The following is a 17,804-nucleotide window of genomic DNA, read 5'->3' on the forward strand; positions in this document are numbered from 1 at the left end:
CCGCCAATGAGGGTGTCGGCGTCATCGCCGCCATGCAGCGTATCGCCACCCAACCCGCCAACGAGCGTGTCCATGCCTTCGTCGCCGTTCAGGGTGTCGTCGTCGCCCTCGCCATACAATTGGTCACCATCAAGCCCGCCATTGAGCGTGTCTTTGCCGTCGCCCCCGTAGACGGTGTCGCTACCGGCAAGGCCGTCCACCGTGTCGCTGCCGCCGACGGTATAGATGATGTCGTCGCCGTCCGTGGCGGGCAGCGTCAAAGGCGTGTCAGCACCAGGGGTGCCGACAATCACCTTGAAATTGCCCAGCACGAAATCGTCTTTCGTGAGTTGAATGGGAGAGGTGCCATCCAACTGCACTACAAGGTCGGTCCCGTCGAGTTCGAAGTTGCCGTTGGTGTCCCCGTAAAGATATGTGTGGCCGTTGAGTTCCTTCCACCAAATCTGCGAAAACCCGGAACCAATATCACTTGCCTGCAAGACACCATCAGGAGTGACTGGTCCGATGAACTGGTCGCCAAGCGCCCCGGTAAAGCCGGTTCCCAGTTGACCCATGAAAACCAGTGGCCCGCCATCGTAGTACCCCGGTGAACCTCGTGCCACCGAGAGGTCGAGCTTGTCACCCTCGCCCTGATTGAAGTCTGTGAGGGTGTCATGCGCGGCAAACGTCGATTGCGAGGCAAACATGATGCGAAATATATCGGCTTCCGTGCCGCCGCTCAGGGTGTCGGCACCAGCTCCGCCATCGAGCGTATCGGTTCCTGCGCCGCCACTCAGGTGATCCACACCAGCGCCACCGGAAAGCGTGTCCGCGCCATCATCGCCTTCAAGATCATCGTCGCCGTCGTTGCCAACCAGCGTGTCGTTGTCGCCGCCGCCATGGAGTTCATCGTGTCCGGCATCGCCGTATAGAGAATCATCGCCAAGGTCGCCAAACAGCATGTTGACCGCGGTGTCGCCACCATTCCCAAGCCCATCGACCCCGCCAATGAGGGTGTCGGCGTCATCGCCGCCATGCAGCGTATCGCCACCCAACCCGCCAACGAGCGTGTCCATGCCTTCGTCGCCGTTCAGGGTGTCGTCGTCGCCCTCGCCATACAATTGGTCACCATCAAGCCCGCCATTGAGCGTGTCTTTGCCGTCGCCCCCGTAGACGGTGTCGCTACCGGCAAGGCCGTCCACCGTGTCGCTGCCGCCGACGGTATAGATGATGTCGTCGCCGTCCGTGGCGGGCAGCGTCAAAGGCGTGTCAGCACCAGGGGTGCCGACAATCACCTTGAAATTGCCCAGCACGAAATCGTCTTTCGTGAGTTGAATGGGAGAGGTGCCATCCAACTGCACTACAAGGTCGGTCCCGTCGAGTTCGAAATTACTATTTATGTCAGCATAAAGGTACGTATGGCCGCCGATTGCCGTCCACCATACTTGGGAGAATCCGCCGCCGATATCGCTTGCCTTCAGGCCGTCGGTGCGAATGAACTGGTCTCCGAGTGTTCCAGTGAACGCCGTTTCCAGTTGACCCATGAAAACCAGTTGGCCGCCATCGAAATTCCCGGGGGCGCCGCGGTCCACGGAGAGATCGAGCTTGTCGCCTTCTGCCTGGTTGTAGTCGGTCACGACATCGATACCGGCAAGGTTCGAGTCGCCTGCGTTGAAAAACCTGAAAACGTCCGCGCCTGCGTCGCCGCTCTGAGTGTCTGCGCCTGCCCCGCCTTCAAGTTTATCTGTACCCTCACCCCCCTGCAGGATGTCGTCGCCTACTCCGCCTAGCAGAGTGTCGTTGTTGTTATCCCCATAGAGCTGGTCGGCACCATCATTGCCTACAAGTACGTCATCGTTGTCGCCGCCGTGGAGTTCGTCCTGGCCACTGTCCCCGTAGAGTGTGTCGTTTCCAGCATCGCCAAACAGCTTGTTTGTGGCGTCATCTCCATTGCCAAACACGTCTACACCGCCGATCAGGGTGTCGGCATCTCCTCCACCATGCAGCGTATCGGCTCCCAGGCCACCCATAAGGATGTCGTTACCTTCATCACCGTTCAGTGTGTCGTCGCCTGATCCACCATCCAGTAGATCGTTGTTCAGCCCGCCATTGAGCGTGTCACCGTCCGCATCTCCGAAGAGTTGATCATCCCCGCTCCCACCGTTCAGCGTATCTACACCGTCACCGCCATGAAGCTGGTCATTGCCTTCGTTCCCATTCAGAACATCGTCCCCGCCTTGGCCATAGGCGATGTTCGCAGCTGGGGTGCCGTCGTAGGGCGGATCGGATTGATCCGTTCCGCGATAGACGATGAGAGAGTCAGAAAAGTCGGCAGCGACGAGCTTCGCGTTAGGGTCGGCGGTCGTCAAATGAATGAGCATATCCTGCTCGCCGAACTGGCCGTCATCGTCGGCGTCAACCCAGATTTCGATGCCTGACCAGCTTCCGATTGTCGCCCAATGCCAGGAAATGTCGGCGAAGCCATCTGGCGCCATAAATGACCCCGAAGGAACGCCAGGCGTGTAGTTGAACTGGAGCGGTGCCGAATTGAAGGCTAGCGGTAGGTTACCGTAGAAACTCGGTAGATCGATTTGATCGCCACCGGCTACGCCCAACCCTTCGAAATCAGTGATCGTGTCTATCGTGGAGGGTGCGGACTCGCTCCGCGGAATCCCGAATCCGAACCGGTAGACGTCGCTACCACCGCCGCCAGTCAATGTGTCAGCGCCAAGACCGCCTTCGATAATGTCGGCGCCTCCCCCACCGGAGATGGTGTCGCTGCCATCACCACCCACCAATGTGTCGGCACCCGCACCTCCGGTAAATGTGTCCGCGCCATCACCTCCAATCAGGTGAAGATTGCCCGAGGAAACCGCACTGCCATTAACGATCAGGTGATCATTCTGACCTTCTGCCGAGCCATCAACTGCAAGAGTTGCGCCCAGTGCGCTTGAGACCGCCTCGTCTCTCAACACTATTTCGAATGTTCCCCCACCCTGGTAGACGACAGTTTCGATCCCTGTAATTGTCGTTGGTGAAAGCGGGACTGAGAGACTGCCAGAAACGATCATAATGTCGTTGCCGCCGCCGCCATCTATGGCATCGGTTGGATCCAGGTGATCGCCTACAACAATCGTATCGTCGCCGATGCCGGCCGAAATTGATTCAGAACCGTTGGTTCGCATATAGAAAAGGTCGGCTTGGTCTGATCCCGTCAGCGAGTTGGAAGTGTCAAAATGCACGACGCTGCCGTCGGCGAAGGCGAAATTTGTATCCAGCAGTTGGTCTATGGTGACCGAGGCGAGCGTGACCGTAGTTCCGTTGCAAGTCACAGCCAAATCCGCACCGAGCTGCGTGAGCGTTAGTTCGCCAGCCGAGAACGCTCCATCGAAGCTGAGCTGGTCCTCCGAAAAAGAGAACGGCACTATCGTTCCAGATGCTTCGGCAAAATTGATGATATTACCCATTCTTGCCTCCCGGATTTACTTGAACAGAACTGCCGCCAAAGCTTGTCGTTTCCTGCCTTAGCAAGAAGCGAGCTGCTAGGTCGTACAGAGAATTTCTATCGTTTCAGGGCTGATGTAAGCGCGAAAAAGCGAGGGCGTGTTTCTGAAAGGACGCGAGTTCAAGATCGAGCCCGTGGCCAACTCATCCTGGTCGGATCCCTTCAAGACGATTGTTAGGAGCAGATGCGCGAAACGGTTCGTCGCGGTCTTGATGGTTCTTGGCAACCCGTTCGCCATGGCACACGCCTGATTAAACCATGGGGTTTACCCGGCGATGAGAGTAGCTCGGAGTTTGCTGCCACGGACGAGGCGTCCCTAGGGCAAAAAGTAACCAGTTCGGGCGGCTTAAAACCACCCAAAGCTCAATCTCTCCGGAGCCGCGCCTTGTTAAGGTAGCTTCCCCATTTCCCTCATATTAGCGATATCTTAGTTATGGTTAATAGTCCAATACTTAATTCACAAGTAGCGGGGGCGGAGGAGGGTAGACCGACCGCGTACCGGCGTTCTGATAGTACTTTCCGTCACCGCGCGTCGGCGCGCATCACTCATTTGGGAAATTCCCTAAGACTCCCAGCCTCGAAGTGCTTTCGAAAGAGCAACTCGCGCCTGAAGTCCCACGCAACCAGTCCATGTTCAAGGCGAGCGATCTGACATGATGCGGCGATGAATGTGACGGCCGAATTAACATGGCATACGGCGACGCTGCCCTTTTCCATCAAGGGCCGCCTTCCAGTGATCAATCCGATTTGCCGACCGGAAAAGAGCTGCTGACGCTTAGAGCACACGAATGAGGTCGGACTGTCGACGGACTCCAGTCTTTTCGAAGATCGACCTTAACTGGATGCGGACCGTATCCTTTGACACTCTGCGCGCATCGGCAATGTCATTTTTGGTCTTGCCGTTCACTAACGCCCGAGCGATCGCTGCTTCCGCCGCAGTCAAAAAGCCCGAGAACCCGAGAGTCCAGATCGATCGTGCCTTGGGTTGACGTGATCATCAGCAACTGGTCCGCGGCACTAAAAATGTCGCGGGCGGCCCCGTCGCGGGGATCACATGTGCGATCATGGTAGGGAACTCTGTCGAGGCTCCGATCGGAAAACGTCCCCTACCAGTTTGCTCCAGCAAGCGTCAGCGCCGACTTGGGTAAAGGTCAAGTGTGAGGTTCGGTCTTGCACCACCTTCGGGATCGGGTTCTCGAATCGTTTGTTGAAGAGCACGAGCCGTCCCTCCTTGATCGCCGCGGTTGGTAGTTTGATTAGATCGAACGCGTCGACCGCCGCCTGCACCTATTGGAACCGCAGCCGCGCGGTCAGCAGTGTTGCTCTGGCCAGATGCGGGCGCAATGTGTTCAAGCGGTCGGTGATATTCGGATCCAGAGGGCCAGCATCGTTGCCGCGATGAACAGACACTTTGATGATGTCATTCGTGGTACCTTTGATTGAGGTGCCCGCATGCCAATACATGCCCTGTGGCCGCATGAAATTCTGATAGTAGTTGCTGGCCTGCATCTCGTCGGCAGACATCACTTCAGTGTCAAGAAGGAATCGAGACTCGCTGAAGCGAGCACGGTCCCGAGGTATGGATTCTGCACCACCCAGTTCTCTCGGAAATAGACTTCGAGCTTCGGCGCGGCAGAGTCATTCGTTATCCAGCGCATGACGCCTTCATCGTCGATGGCTATAACCACACCGTCCGTGCAAGTAGCCACCTCGGCAATGACGTCGAGCACGCCCCGACCGCCCCATAGCTCAGGGACCGCGGCGGCCACGTATATCCGAGCGATGATTTCGTGTTCGTCTAGCACCTAATCCCTCGCACGCCATCTCAGAACGCTCCCTCTCGGGCACCTGTTGCCACTCGAATGACTGCTTTTGGGATGCGGGAAGAGTCTGCTCAAACGACCGACATAGGCGCGAAGCAGCCGCTCGCCGTTCGCACGCTACAGCGCCAGTTAATGGCGCGCGCGCGAGCGGCTTCCGCCAAGCTCATTCCTATGAACTGAATCCAGGGCGCGCTTCCAACGTCTTCCTGCGTTAGGCCGTTCTCCCGCAGAATACGCGCGGAATGCTGACGCATGGCCATGGGTCCGATAATCTTATCAACTTCTCTATTCGTCAGGCTCAGACTTCGATCTCTGCGGGTCGGCTGAGGGTCGTTTCAGCAGTTCTGCGACATCCGCACCCAGCACTTCAGCCAGTCGGTCAACGACGTCGATGCTCGCGTTGTACACGTTGCGTTCCAAAGCGCTGATATAGGTGCGATCGATCCCAGCCCGGTGCGCAAGCTCTTCCTGTGACAGGCCTCTAGCCCGCCGCAGGGCTCTTAGGTTTTGCGCGAACGCTTCTCGGATCTCCATGAATCCGACACCAGCGCCTTGCAGAGTATTTCACCACGGAGTATTCTCTACAAATCACATTCGGAGGGCCGGCTCCTTCATGGGTTTTGGGACCACTGAGCGAAGCTTGCCGCACGGAAGGAGACCATGCTGTGGCAGCGAAAAAGCTGAATGTTCTCGCCGCAAGCCGCAACGACCCGGAACTGCAACCGGCAGCCCCACGCGATCCCGCGCTTCTGCTTCTGAGCGATTGGCAAATGGCTCGGTACGTCTCCATGCTTCTATGTCGCGTGCAGCAGCGGCTGGAGAGCCGAATGCTGGTCAATCCCGGAATTCAGGTATTGGCCGCAGATTCACCGACGCGAGTTCAAGAGCGAACGGCGCGCACCCAGGGCGGTCCTCGGGAGTACGCGGTTGCGCGCGAGGCTGAGGTCTTTGCGATGACCGAAGCCCTCAAGTTCCAGGATTCTATCCCTGAAATCGCGGCTACGTCCCTTCTCGGCGCCATCGCCAAGTTGGAAATGATCGTCGGCGCTGATCGAGATATTGGTGATCCTACCGACTACCCCTGGCCGCACATAGCTTCGGTGCTGCGTGACTTAAAGGCGATCGCGGGAGACTTGCCGGTTGGTCGCCCGAGCCGGGAAAGGACGCGGAGCGATGTTGCCAGGCATTGGGAGTCCGCAGTCAAGCTGGTCGCGGCTCTGGAAGAGGAAGACGCGGCGGAATGCCGTGGCGATGTAGCAGTTTTGTGACGCGATCACTCACTACTCGTCGCCTGCAAGCCTCCCTTGTCGTTGAGACGAAACCGCACGGCGCAAGTCATTGCACGCTGCGGCCCTACGACATCAACTTCGTGCTTTCCTTCGCTGTCTGGAGGCCTCTGATGGCAGGTCGATCCACCATTGGGAACGACCGCGATGGCAGAAGAAACGAGGACTGGGCCACAGGCATTGGTTCCGGCGAATGACAACGGCGACCTGGTCGGCGCCGAAGGACGCCCCGAACTCACTGTGGCGACCAAGCTGGATCGGGTGGTGCTGGATATCGCCCGGCTGATCGGCCGGCAGATGGCGCGAGAGACCTTCGAAGCGGGCCAGGCGGCCAACGACAATCGGCCAGGCCGCCAAGAGGGAGAGGGCAGGGGGCCGGATGGCGAACCCCTTCGAAACAAGAGAGAGGATCAGCCCCCATGACCCGTGTCGCACTCTATGCCCGCTATTCTTCCGACAGCCAGCGTGATGCCTCCATCGAAGACCAGTTGAGGCTGTGCCGCGAGCAGGCAGCGCGTGAGGGCTGGAGCGTTACGGGAACCTACGAGGATGCTGCCATCTCCGGCGCCGGCACGGTGCTGCGGCCTGGCATCCAGCAACTGGTGCGCGATGCCCAGCGCGGCCGCTTCGAGGTGGTGCTGGCCGAGGCGCTCGATCGCATCAGCCGTGACCAGGCAGACGTGGCCACCCTCTTCAAGCATCTCAAATTCGCCGGTGTGACAATCGTCACCTTGGCCGAGGGCGAGATCAGCGAACTGCATGTCGGCCTCAAGGGCACGATGAATGCGCTGTTCCTCAAGGACCTTGCCCTCAAAACCCATCGTGGCCTGCGCGGGAGAGTGGAGAAGGGCAAGGCCGGAGGCGGGCTGTGCTACGGCTACCGGGTGGTGAAGAAACTCGATGCCGAAGGCGACCCCATCCGGGGCGACCGCGCGATCGTGCCGGAGGAAGCGGCCATCGTGCGCCGCATCTTCAGCGAATTCGCCGCCGGCAAGAGCCCGAAGGCGATCGCCGTCGACCTCAACAAGGAGGCCGTTCCTGGTCCGCTCGGCCGACACTGGGGCGATACCAGCGTGCGCGGGCATGTCATCCGGGGAACCGGCGTCATCAACAACGAACTCTATACCGGTGTGCTGGTTTGGAACCGGCTGCATTTCGTCAAGGACCCCGCCACCGGCAAGCGCGTCTCGCGCCCCAATCCGTCCGCCAAATGGATCCGCACCGAGGTGCCGCACCTCAGGATCGTCGAGGACGATCTGTGGCAGGCCGTGAAGGAGAGACAGAAATCCATCACCAGCCAGTTCGAGGCGGTGGCGATCGCCACGCGCAAGGCCCGGGCCAGGAAGCTGCACACCATGAAGCGTCCGGTCTCCCTCCTTTCCGGCTTGCTCATCTGCGGCAGCTGCGGCGGGCGCTATGGCCTGTTCACACGAGACCGCTATGCGTGCCTCAACCACCAGCGCCGTGGCATATGCGACAATGGCCGCACCATTACGCGCGAGAAGATCGAGCAGCGAGTCCTCGCAGGCCTGAAGGAAAGACTGGTCTCGGCCGATGCCGTGGCCGAGGCCATCAGAGCCTATGCCCAAGAGACCAATCGCCTCAACCAGGAGCGCCGCGCGCAAGGCGAACAGGACCGCAAGGCACTCGACAAGATCGAACGCGCCATCGCCGGCATCATGGCCGCGATCGAGGATGGCCTTTACCAGCCTTCGATGAAAGCAAGAATGGAAGACCTGGAGAGGCAGAAGGCAGACATCACCGCGCGTCTGGCGGTAGCGCCCGCTGACGTGCCCGACCTGGATCCCAACATCGCCACTCTCTACGGCAAGCGGGTCGAGCAACTCACGCAAGCGCTCGCCGATCACGAGGATGGACGTCCGGCCGCCGAGGCATTGCGTTCGTTGATCGGAGAGATCGTTCTCACGCCCGGGGACAAGCGCGGCGAGGTTCATGCCGAACTACGCGGCGAGTTGTTCGGAATCCTCGAACTCGCCAAACCTGACGAAAATCAAAAACCTGACGATGTTATGACAAAAGGGGTCGCGGGTCCCCGCAACCAAATTAAAACGCCCGCCTCGCGCGGGCGTTTGCATATCCGCCTGACGCGCCGGGTTCGCCGGCCTCAAACGCTCTCGAGATAGGTCTCGATCTCGAAGTCGCTGACATTCAGCGCGAAGGTGTTCAATTCCTGGCGCTTGCAGGCGACGAAGGCGTCGCGCAGCATGTCCGGGAAGATCTCGGCCACGCGGGGACCGGCCTCGAAGGCGGCGATGGCCGAGGCCCAGTCCGGCGGCAGCTTGGCGAGCGTCAGCCCTTGGCCTTCGCCGCCGGTCGGCTCGCCGGGCGAGAGCTGGCGCTCGATGCCGATCAACGCCGCGCCGAGGATCGCCGCCAGCACCAGATAGGGATTGGCGTCGGCGCCGGAAACGCGATGCTCGATGCGGCGCGCGGCCGACGGGCCGCCCGGAATGCGGATCGCCACCATGCGGTTCTCGTAGCCCCAGGCGACGGCGGTCGGCGCATAGGATCTCGGCCGCAGCCTGCGGTAGGAGTTGAAATGCGGCGCGAACACCAGCGTGCTTTGCGCCATCGCGGCAAGCAGGCCGCCGACGGCGTGGCGCATGGTGTCGGAGCCCTGGTCGGAGCCGTCGTCGAAAATGTTGCGGCCGTCCTTGTCGAGCACGCTGAAATGGACATGAAAACCGTTGCCGGCGCGTTCGCCGTAAGGCTTGGCCATGAAGCAGGCGGCGAAGCCATGCTTGCGGGCGATCCCCTTCACGGTGCGCTTGAACAGCACCGCGTCGTCGGCGGCGCGCAAGGCATCGGGCACATGGTTCAAATTGATCTCAAACTGGCCGACGCCGTTCTCGGCGATCGCGGTGTCGACCGGAATATCCTGCATGCGGCAGGCTTCGTAGATATCGTGGATGAAGGCTTCAAAATCGTCGACCTCGTCGATTGAGAGCGCCGCGTCGGAATCGAGGCGCCTGCCGGTGACCGGCGAGACGGGGCCGACAGGCCGCTGCGAGGTCGGATCGACGAGGTAGAATTCGAGCTCGGTCGCGGTGACCGGCGTCAGGCCAAGCGCTGCGTAGCGGTCGAGGATGCGGGCGAGCGCGCGGCGCGGATCGCCGAGATAGGGCGCGCCGCTGTCATCCGCCAGCCAGAGCGGCAGAAGCGCGGTCGGATGGGCCGTCCAGTTGACCGGCAATATGCCGCGTCCGGTCCAGTGGCAAAGCCCGTCGGCGTCGCCGGTGGAAAACACCTGGGCGTTGCCCTCGATGTCCTCCCCCCAGATGTCTAGGCCGATGGCCGAATAGGGCATGCGCAGCTTGCCTTCGAGCGCCTTGCGCGCCTGCTCGACCGGAATGCGCTTGCCGCGCATGATGCCGTTCAGGTCGCACACCGCCGCCCGCAGGCTCTGGATATCCTTCCTGCTTTCAAGCCAGTTCAAAACGTCCGTGATCGCATCGCTCAATTTCCAGCCCCTGTTTTTGAGGTGCTGTAGCCTTTGTCGGCTACGATATCCAATTTTCAGCTTATGAGTTAATGGAGGCTGCTCCGGCTCGCGCCGAATGGCTTTCCTTCATTTTTTCAAGTCACTAGCTGGGATATCGGGCGGCATTTCTGGTCCGTTTTCTGCGATCTGCGATCGCAACATAGCGGCCCGACCGACGAAAGCCAAGCTGGAATCGGCACGCTTCGCTCCAGCCCGTCAGTGGCGCAATTCCGGAAACTTCACCTGGCCGAGGATGTGCTTGGCGCCCTCGTCGATGTCGCGAACGATCGCCCGACGCGCCCGCTCGCCGTCGCCGGTCTCGATCGCCGCCACGACCTCCTCGTGGTAATCGATGCCGAGAATGCCGGCGAGATCGTCCTCGAAGCCGATATGCAGATTCCGCAGGAAAGGCCCGACCTGCATCCATACGGTCTCGATCAAGAAGATCATCTGTTCGTTGCCGCAATGGCGGTAGATAGAGAATTTGAAGTCGTGGTTCTTGCGCAGATAGGTCTCGATCCCGCCATTACGGGCGGCCTCAGTGAGCTCGGCGCAGTGGCGCCGGATCGCGCGCAGATTGTTGCCGTTGATGCGTTTTGTCGCGAGCTCGGTCGCCGTGCCCTCCAGGACGGTGCGCACCGCGGTCAATTGCGCAAACCGATCGGCGGAGATCAGAGGCACCTCGACGCTGCCGTTCGGCATCGGGCTCAGCGCCCGCAGCGCCTGCAGCCGGGTGAAGGCGCTGCGCACCGGCATGTCGCTGGTGCCGAGCTCCTTGGCGAGCTTGCGCGAGGTCAGCTTCTGGCCAGGCTGCAACTGCCCGGACATAAGGGCCCGAACTAGTTCCAGATAGACTTTCTCATGCAGTGGAACGGTATCGACAGCAGTCAGTCCGATTCGCGATTTGTCGGCCATTGGCTCTGCGTTACTTCGTTCGTCGTGAAAGCTGCTTCGTCGCTCTATCCGCCGCGGGGACAGGTTCCGATGGCATTGGGGGCACGATAGACGGTTAACGCGCGCCGCCGCAAGGGAGCGCCGTCCGCCTCTCAACCGCGTTCATTGCGACTGCGGCGTTATCGAACCCCGATGCCCGCCAAAAGGCCGCCGTCTATCCTGTAGTCCGCCCCGGTGCAGAAGCTTGCCTTGGACGAGCACAGGAACGCGATCAGTTCCGCCACTTCTTCCGGCTCGCCGATGCGGCCGAGCGGATGCGCTTCGCCGAAGCGTTTGAAGGCTGCTTCGACATCCGCGTTGGGATCGCTGGCGCGGGCGGCGCGTTCGAGGATCGGGGTGCGGACGGATCCCGGGCTGACGGAGTTCACGCGGATGCCTTTTCGGGCATAGTCGAGCGCCAGCGAGCGCGTCAGCGTGTGGATGGCGCCCTTGGTGGTGGCGTAGGCCGCGACATTCTCCTGGCAGGCGGTGCCTTGCACCGAGGCAACGTTGACGATGGCGCCGCCGCCGCGCTTGATCATCTCGGGAATGCCGAAACGGGCGGTGAGGTAGATCGACCCGACATTGACCGACATCGCCCGGTTCCAGGTCTCGAAATCCGTCGTCGTGGCCGTGCCGTAAGGATGCACGGCGGCCGAATTGACGATGACGTCAAGCCCGCCGAATTTCTCGACGCCGTCGGCGATTGCCTTCTCGACCTGGTCGGGCACGGCAACGTCCGTGGCGAGCACGAGAGCGGCGGCGCCGGCGCGGCTGAGCTCGGCCTGCAGCATCGCATTGGCGGCCTGGTCGATGCCCAGCGCGATGATCGCCGCGCCGCCCTCGGCAAGACGGCGCGCAGTTGCCTCGGCGATGCCGGTCGTTCCCGTCACCAGGGCGACCTTGCCGTCGAAATCGTTCATGGACAAAACTCCTGCAATGATGGACGAAAGCGCCTGTCAGCGGTTCACCGGAAGGCGGCGCGATCCCCTGATTTGACGGCCATTGTCATCCGACAATATGGTCGATCGCAACCACGCTGAAGCGTTCGCGCTGAAACAGATTCGGCCGGCGCGGCTTTACGTCTTTGTTTTGATGCATGGCCGCCATCAGAACCGACATGTATCAAAACGCATGCTTTGAGAGGAAGTCATGGAACAATGCTGGCGCTGGTACGGCCCGAACGATCCGGTCACGCTCGATCATATCAAGCAGGCCGGGGCGACCGGTATCGTGACGGCGCTGCACAACATCTATGACGGCAGCGCTTGGCCGCTCGACGCCATCCTCGAGCGCAAGCGCATTATCGAGGCGGCGGGCCTGGCATGGTCGGTGGTGGAGAGCATTCCCGTCCACAACTCGATCAAGACCGGCACGCCTGAGCGGGAGCGCTACGCCGGCTGGTACAGGGACACGATCCGGGCGCTGGCCAAGGCCGGCATCTCGACGATCTGCTACAATTTCATGCCGGTGGTTGACTGGACGCGTACCGATCTCATGTACCGGCTGCCGACCACGGGCTACGCCTTGCGTTTCGATGCGCTCGACTTCGCCGCCTACGACGTCTTCGTGCTGAAGCGGCCGAATGCCGAGGCGAGCTACAGCCCGGCGCGGCTGCAGGAAGCGCAAGCGCGGCTGAAGACGCTAAGCTCCGAAGACATCGACAGAATAGAACGCAACCTGATCGCTGGCCTGCCGGCCACTGAACGCACCTACAATCGCGAAACGATGCGCGATGCGCTCGCCGATTACGCCGCGATCGGCCCGGCCGAACTGCGCGCCAACCTCGCTTGGTTCCTGAAGGAGATCATCCCGGTCGCCGAGGAAGTCGGGGCGCGCATGTGCATCCATCCCGACGATCCGCCCTTCTCGCTCTACGGCCTGCCGCGCGTCGTCTCCACCGCCGATGACGCGCGCTTCATCGTAGGAACGGTCGACAGCCCGTCGAACGGACTGACCTTCTGCACCGGCTCCTACGGCGTTCGCGCCGACAACGACCTCGTCGCGATGATCGAGGCGTTCGGACCGAAGATCCATTTCGCGCATCTGCGCAACGTTACCCGCGAGGCGGATGGCTCGTTCTACGAGGCCGAGCATCTGGAAGGCTCGACCGACATGGCCGCGGTTATCGTGGCGCTCATGAAGGAAGAGGCGCGGCGGCGAAAGGAAGGGCGCTCCGACTGGCGCATCCCGATGCGGCCGGACCACGGCCATCTGCTCGCCGACGATATCGGCAAGACCAGGATCAATCCCGGCTATTCGCTGATCGGCCGGCTCAAGGGCCTTGCCGAGCTGCGCGGCATCATGCGCGCCGTGGAGCGGTTCGAGTTGGCCTGAGAGGCGGACGCCGAAGCGTTTGGCGTGGCAGCCTGACCCGACGAGGTCGCCGCTGAACCGGGCCGCCGCTCAGTTGGAGGGAACGCTCTCCAATCGGCGTTGAATCTCGTTCGTCCTGGCGATGTAGCTGCGCCAGCCGCCATAGGCCGAGATGTCCGTCGCCGCCGCCAGGCCGGCGGTCTCGGCCAGGAAACCCTTCGCCGAGGTGCCGTCGTCGAGTTCGATGGTGCCGATGCCGAGCGGCGGCGGGATGGCGGCCACGAAACGGCCGAAGGCGTCGGCGCCAAGGCGCCAGACCTCGATCTCGATGGCCGCGCCGCCGGGGCCGACCCGCACGAGTCCGGGCTTGGGCGGGGTCTGGCCCGCAAGCTCATAGAGCTTGTAGGACGGCGTCGTTCGCGCCGATCTGCAGAAACGGGCGCCGGCCTCCTTCAATTGGCCGTTGAGCGGCATTCCCGAAAGATGCGCGCCGACCACCACCAGCTCGATCATGCCATCCTCGGCCGATGCGTCGACGGCCTGCGCGCCCGATTGCCGCCATCCGGTCGCACCGAGAGTGAGGCCGCTCGCGGCATGGAGATCGCGCGCCACCGCCGCGACGAGGCCGTCGCGTCCTGCGGCGGCAAGCAGGGTAACGCTCATCGGCAGGCCGTCGTCGCGCGTCCCTGTCGGCACGGCGATGCCGCACATGTCGAGCAGATTGACGAAATTGGTGTAGGTGCCCAGCCGGCTGTTGGTGACGATCGGATCGGCAAGCACGGCATCGACGCTGTAGTGCGTCGGCGCCGTCGGCAGGCAGAAGAGGTCGACGGAGGCGATGACCGGGGCAAGCCGCGCCTTGTAGGCCTGCAAGGCATAGAACCCGCGGAAAGCGTCGGCGGCCGACAGGTTCCTGGCGCCGCCGATGATCTTGCGCGTCACCGGATGGAGAGCCGCTTCATGCGCCTCGAAGAAATCTCGGATCGCCGCATAGCGCTCCGCCACCCAGGCGCCTTCATAGAGAAGGTCGGCGGTGGCGTAAAAGTCGCCGAACGGGATTTCGACAAGCCTGGCGCCGAGCGTTTCCAGGGCGGCGAGCGAGGCCTCGAAGCCGGCCTGCATCGACGCGTCGCCGAAGAACTTCAGGTCGGCCTTTGCCGGGATGCCGATAGTCAGCACCGGCGGGCGCGTGGCAAGCGGCTGGACGGCGATGGCGCGTGAATAGGGATCGGCGGCATCGTGCGCCGCGGCGACCGAGAACACAGCATAGGCGTCGTCGATCGTCAGCGCGAATACCGAGACGCAGTCGAGTGTCCGGCAGGCCGGCACGACGCCGGTCGTGGACAGCGCGCCGACCGTCGGCTTCAGCCCGACGATGTTGTTGAGGCCCGCCGGGATGCGCCCCGAACCGGCGGTGTCGGTGCCGAGCGCAAAGGAGACAATGCCGCGCGCCGTCGCAACGGCCGAGCCCGACGAAGAGCCGCCCGGCACCAGCTTGGGATCGATCGCATTTCTTGGGATCGGCCAGGGTGTGCGCACGCCGACAAGGCCGGTGGCGAACTGGTCGAGATTGGTCTTGCCGACGACAAAAGCGCCCGCGGCCTTGAGCTTCGCCACGACGGTAGCGTCTTTGTCCGGCGTGTAGGCATATTCGGCGCAGGCCGCCGTGGTCGGCATGTCAGCGACGTCGATATTGTCCTTGACGGCGAAGGGGATGCCCCAGAGCGGCTTCGCCACGGGATCGAACTGACCGAGCGCTTCGGCCTGGGACAGCAACTCCGCCCTCGTCGCAAGGTGGATGAAGATGCCGGGGTCGGCCGCCGCCGTGATGCGCGCCAGCACCGCGTCGATCACCTCGGCGATGCCAAGCCCGCTTTGGTAGGCCGCGTGCAGGCTGGCGATGTCGAAGCGGACGTCGTTCATTTCGTCTCCCCCAGAATCATCACCGGCAGGTCCCACTGGATCAGCACCACGCAGCCGTCCTTCGTCCACACCGAATGCTCGGTGCCGACCGGATTGAGGATGACGCTGCCCGCAGGATAGTCGCCGTTCTCGTCGCTCTGGGTGCCGTCCAGCACGACGATGGTCTCCAGGCCGGCATGGCGGTGGCGCGGCACGCCGGCGCCCGGCTGATATTTGAGGACAGCGACCGACGGTTCGACCGGGCCGCCCTTGAGCAGCCAGTGCGCGGTGACCCCGTCGCGGAAAGGCTCGAACGCCAGATCGCGCCAGCCGCCGTCGACGAGGCCGGCAAAGGCAAGATTAGGCATTCGCAATTCCCTCGAGCACCTGATCGGTCGTCGCCGTCCAGCCGACGATCGCGCCCTGCGCCCTGATCATGGCGAGCGCGGCCGCCTTGAATTCGGGAAAGTAGCTTTCCGTCGCATCCTCGGCGACCAGGCATTCGTAGCCGCGGTCGTTGGCCTCGCGCATCGTCGTCTGCACACAGACCTCGGTCGTCACGCCGGCAAAGACCAGTTGCCGGGCGCCGAGCCGCTTGAGGTCGTCGCCGAGGCCGGTCGCGTAGAAGGCGCCCTTGCCGGGCTTCTCGATGACGATCTCGCCTGGCAAGGGCGCGAGCTCGTCGAGGATCGCGGTGCCGGGTTCGCCGGCGATCAGCACCCGCCCCATCGGTCCGGCATCGCCGATGCGGATCGAGGGATTGCCGCGATCGCGTTTGGCGGGGGGCAGGTCCGAAAGGTCGGGCCTGTGGCACTCCATGGTGTGGATCACCGGCAGGCCGGCGGAGCGAAAGCCCTCGATCAGCCGCTTCACCGTCGGCACGATCGCCGTGACCCGGCTGACGTCGTTGCCGAGGCTGGCGCCGAAGCCGCCCGGCTCGGCGAAGTCCCGCTGCATGTCGATGACGATGAGCGTCGTCGTCTCGGGCTTGAACGCAAAGGCGAAGGGCTGCGCTGCGATTTCCGCCATCAGTGATGCCCCGCCATATGCTCGCCGATCGTCTGCACGCTCGCCTGCGCGATCGGAGTTTCATAGACCAGCGCGCCGTCGGACATGACGAGGATGCGGTCGGAGAGCTCCAGCAGTTCGTCGAGGTCTTCGGACATTAGGAGCACCGCGGCCCCCGCATTGCGCGTCTTCATGATGCGGGCGCGGATTTCGGCGACGGCGGAAAAATCGAGGCCGAAGCAGGGGTTGGAGACGATCAAAAGGTCGACCTCGCCCGTCAGTTCGCGGGCGAGCACGGCGCGCTGCACGTTGCCGCCCGACAGCGATGCGATCGGCGAGGAGAGCGATGCCGTCTTGACCTTGAATTGCTCGACCAGGCGGGCGCTGAAGGATTTGATGGCGCCGGCGCTTATCCAACTCACCGGCTTGCCGTTGCCGTCCACGTCGAAGGTGCGGAAAGCGATGTTCTCGGCGACCGTCATCTTCGGCGCGCAGGCATTCTTCAGCGGCTCCTCCGGGATCAGGCGGACATTCAACGCGCGCGCCTCGGCACGCGTCGCCGCATAGGCGGCGCCGCGCACCACGACTTCCCCCTGATCACGGGCGCGCTGGCCGGCCAGCACCTCCAGGAACTCCTTCTGGCCGTTGCCGGAGATGCCGGCGATGCCGACGATCTCGCCTGAGCGGACGCCGAGATCGGCGATGTCGATCGATTTGAGGCCGGTGCGGTCCGGCGCCTTCAGCGCCTTCACCTTGAGCACGATCTCGGCGTCCGGCTTCGGCGCCGCGCGGCTGTCGAGCGCTGCGATCGGCTGGTCGCCGATCATCATCGCGGCCATGGCCTTGTGGGTGAGATCGGAGACCTTGCCGGTTCCGGTGAGCCTGCCCTTGCGCAGCACCGTGATGTCGTCGGCGAATGCGGTGACCTCGTGGAATTTGTGCGAGATCATCAGCACCGTGAGGTCGCCGGCCTTGGTCATGCCGCGCACCAGGCCAAGCACTTCCTGCGCCTCGCCCGGGGTGAGCACGGATGTCGGCTCGTCCAGCACCAGGAAATTGCGGCCGAGATAAAGCTGCTTGATGATCTCCAGCTTCTGCTTCTCGCCAGCGGCGAGCTCAGCCACCTTGACGTCGAGCGGCACTTTGAACGGCATGCCGCTCATGAAGGCGGCAAGCTCGCCGCGTTCCTTGCGCCAGTCGATAACGCCCGGCACTTTTTCGCGCGAGATGACCAGGTTCTCGGCGCCCGTCAGCGAAGGCACGAGCGTGAAATGCTGGTAGACCATGCCGAGGCCGAGCGCCGAGGCATCCCTGGGGCTGGCGATCGCGACCTGGCGTCCATCGACAAGTATGTCGCCCGATGTCGGGTGGTAGAAACCCATCATGCATTTGACCAGCGTCGACTTGCCGGCGCCGTTCTCACCGAGCAGGGCATGGAAGGAGCCTGCTGGCACCTTGATGGAGACATCGTCCAGTGCCGTGAAGGCGCCGAAGCGCATGGTCATGCCGATGGTCTCGACGCCGATCGCCTTTCTATGCGTTCCGCTCAT

At 62.5% G+C, this 17,804-nt stretch carries 15 protein-coding genes; 4 read left to right on the forward strand and 11 right to left on the reverse strand.

Annotated elements, in window-relative coordinates; translation table 11 throughout:
• The 4 genes from EN862_RS00120 to EN862_RS00140 form a co-directional block, all read right to left on the reverse strand.
• Positions 1-3,446 (reverse strand): calcium-binding protein (locus EN862_RS00120; protein ID WP_135890490.1); only part of this gene is annotated, 3,446 nt, incomplete at its 3' end.
• A 1,325-nt stretch (positions 3,447-4,771) separates the two neighbouring features.
• On the reverse strand, positions 4,772-5,008 hold the full coding sequence (locus EN862_RS00130) for a hypothetical protein (RefSeq protein WP_127868277.1): 237 nt from the start codon (positions 5,006-5,008) through the stop codon (positions 4,772-4,774).
• Positions 5,008-5,214 (reverse strand): hypothetical protein, encoded by a 207-nt coding sequence (locus tag EN862_RS00135; RefSeq protein WP_127868278.1) that lies wholly within the window; start codon positions 5,212-5,214, stop codon positions 5,008-5,010. The genes EN862_RS00130 and EN862_RS00135 overlap by 1 nt, the downstream gene beginning before the upstream one ends.
• Before the next feature lie 378 nt (positions 5,215-5,592).
• Complete coding sequence (locus EN862_RS00140; protein WP_127868279.1) at positions 5,593-5,841, reverse strand: helix-turn-helix transcriptional regulator; 249 nt, start codon at positions 5,839-5,841, stop codon at positions 5,593-5,595.
• A 131-nt stretch (positions 5,842-5,972) separates the two neighbouring features.
• On the opposite strand from EN862_RS00140, the gene EN862_RS00145 reads away from it, so the two are divergent.
• The 3 genes from EN862_RS00145 (at position 5,973) to EN862_RS00155 (ending at position 8,737) form a co-directional block, all read left to right on the forward strand.
• Positions 5,973-6,575 carry a hypothetical protein gene (locus tag EN862_RS00145; protein ID WP_245519452.1) on the forward strand — a complete coding sequence of 201 codons (603 nt, stop codon included), beginning with the start codon at positions 5,973-5,975 and terminating at the stop codon, positions 6,573-6,575.
• 165 nt (positions 6,576-6,740) lie between these two features.
• Positions 6,741-7,016 (forward strand): hypothetical protein, encoded by a 276-nt coding sequence (locus tag EN862_RS00150; RefSeq protein WP_127868280.1) that lies wholly within the window; start codon positions 6,741-6,743, stop codon positions 7,014-7,016.
• Positions 7,013-8,737, forward strand: coding sequence for a recombinase family protein (locus EN862_RS00155; protein ID WP_127868281.1), 1,725 nt, complete (start codon positions 7,013-7,015; stop codon positions 8,735-8,737). Before EN862_RS00150 ends, EN862_RS00155 begins: the two co-directional genes overlap by 4 nt.
• Here the strand turns inward: EN862_RS00155 and EN862_RS00160 are convergent.
• The 3 genes from EN862_RS00160 to EN862_RS00170 form a co-directional block, all read right to left on the reverse strand.
• On the reverse strand, positions 8,719-10,074 hold the full coding sequence (locus EN862_RS00160) for a glutamine synthetase family protein (RefSeq protein ID WP_127868282.1): 1,356 nt from the start codon (positions 10,072-10,074) through the stop codon (positions 8,719-8,721). The genes EN862_RS00155 and EN862_RS00160 overlap by 19 nt on opposite strands.
• A gap of 237 nt (positions 10,075-10,311) precedes the next feature.
• Entirely contained in the window at positions 10,312-11,010 is a 699-nt protein-coding gene (locus EN862_RS00165) for a GntR family transcriptional regulator (RefSeq protein WP_127868283.1), read from the reverse strand.
• 158 nt (positions 11,011-11,168) lie between these two features.
• Positions 11,169-11,951, reverse strand: coding sequence for an SDR family oxidoreductase (locus EN862_RS00170; RefSeq protein ID WP_127868284.1), 783 nt, complete (start codon positions 11,949-11,951; stop codon positions 11,169-11,171).
• 229 nt (positions 11,952-12,180) lie between these two features.
• Here EN862_RS00170 and uxuA point away from each other — a divergent pair, with 229 nt between their 5' ends.
• Positions 12,181-13,365, forward strand: a complete 1,185-nt coding sequence (gene uxuA / locus EN862_RS00175; RefSeq protein ID WP_127868285.1) for a mannonate dehydratase — start codon at positions 12,181-12,183, stop codon at positions 13,363-13,365.
• Positions 13,366-13,434: 69 nt separating this feature from the next.
• Here the strand turns inward: uxuA and atzF are convergent, their stop codons facing one another.
• The 4 genes from atzF to EN862_RS00195 are packed head-to-tail and all read right to left on the reverse strand — an operon-like array spanning position 13,435 to position 17,804.
• Positions 13,435-15,267, reverse strand: coding sequence for an allophanate hydrolase (gene atzF, locus EN862_RS00180; protein WP_127868286.1), 1,833 nt, complete (start codon positions 15,265-15,267; stop codon positions 13,435-13,437).
• The gene (locus EN862_RS00185) at positions 15,264-15,614 is read right to left on the reverse strand and encodes a cupin domain-containing protein (protein WP_127868287.1); all 351 of its coding nucleotides are present in this window, start codon (positions 15,612-15,614) and stop codon (positions 15,264-15,266) included. The genes atzF and EN862_RS00185 overlap by 4 nt, the downstream gene beginning before the upstream one ends.
• Complete coding sequence (locus tag EN862_RS00190; protein WP_127868288.1) at positions 15,607-16,275, reverse strand: isochorismatase family cysteine hydrolase; 669 nt, start codon at positions 16,273-16,275, stop codon at positions 15,607-15,609. Before EN862_RS00190 ends, EN862_RS00185 begins: the two co-directional genes overlap by 8 nt.
• Positions 16,275-17,804, reverse strand: coding sequence for an ABC transporter ATP-binding protein (locus tag EN862_RS00195; RefSeq protein WP_127868289.1), 1,530 nt, complete (start codon positions 17,802-17,804; stop codon positions 16,275-16,277). The genes EN862_RS00190 and EN862_RS00195 overlap by 1 nt, the downstream gene beginning before the upstream one ends.

The sequence above is a fragment of the Mesorhizobium sp. M2E.F.Ca.ET.219.01.1.1 genome (assembly GCF_004016445.2).
In the GTDB taxonomy this organism is placed as follows: Bacteria; Pseudomonadota; Alphaproteobacteria; order Rhizobiales; family Rhizobiaceae; genus Mesorhizobium.

Coding starts and splice junctions, on each gene's coding strand:
- EN862_RS00185 (WP_127868287.1), bottom strand. CDS start 15,614: ATGCCTAATCTTGCCTTTGCCGGCCTCGTCGACGGCGGCTGGCGCGAT.
- uxuA (WP_127868285.1), top strand. CDS start 12,181: ATGGAACAATGCTGGCGCTGGTACGGCCCGAACGATCCGGTCACGCTC.
- EN862_RS00140 (WP_127868279.1), bottom strand. CDS start 5,841: ATGGAGATCCGAGAAGCGTTCGCGCAAAACCTAAGAGCCCTGCGGCGG.
- EN862_RS00190 (WP_127868288.1), bottom strand. CDS start 16,275: ATGGCGGAAATCGCAGCGCAGCCCTTCGCCTTTGCGTTCAAGCCCGAG.
- EN862_RS00165 (WP_127868283.1), bottom strand. CDS start 11,010: ATGGCCGACAAATCGCGAATCGGACTGACTGCTGTCGATACCGTTCCA.
- EN862_RS00195 (WP_127868289.1), bottom strand. CDS start 17,804: ATGAGCGGAACGCATAGAAAGGCGATCGGCGTCGAGACCATCGGCATG.
- EN862_RS00155 (WP_127868281.1), top strand. CDS start 7,013: ATGACCCGTGTCGCACTCTATGCCCGCTATTCTTCCGACAGCCAGCGT.
- EN862_RS00130 (WP_127868277.1), bottom strand. CDS start 5,008: ATGTCTGCCGACGAGATGCAGGCCAGCAACTACTATCAGAATTTCATG.
- EN862_RS00150 (WP_127868280.1), top strand. CDS start 6,741: ATGGCAGAAGAAACGAGGACTGGGCCACAGGCATTGGTTCCGGCGAAT.
- atzF (WP_127868286.1), bottom strand. CDS start 15,267: ATGAACGACGTCCGCTTCGACATCGCCAGCCTGCACGCGGCCTACCAA.
- EN862_RS00170 (WP_127868284.1), bottom strand. CDS start 11,951: ATGAACGATTTCGACGGCAAGGTCGCCCTGGTGACGGGAACGACCGGC.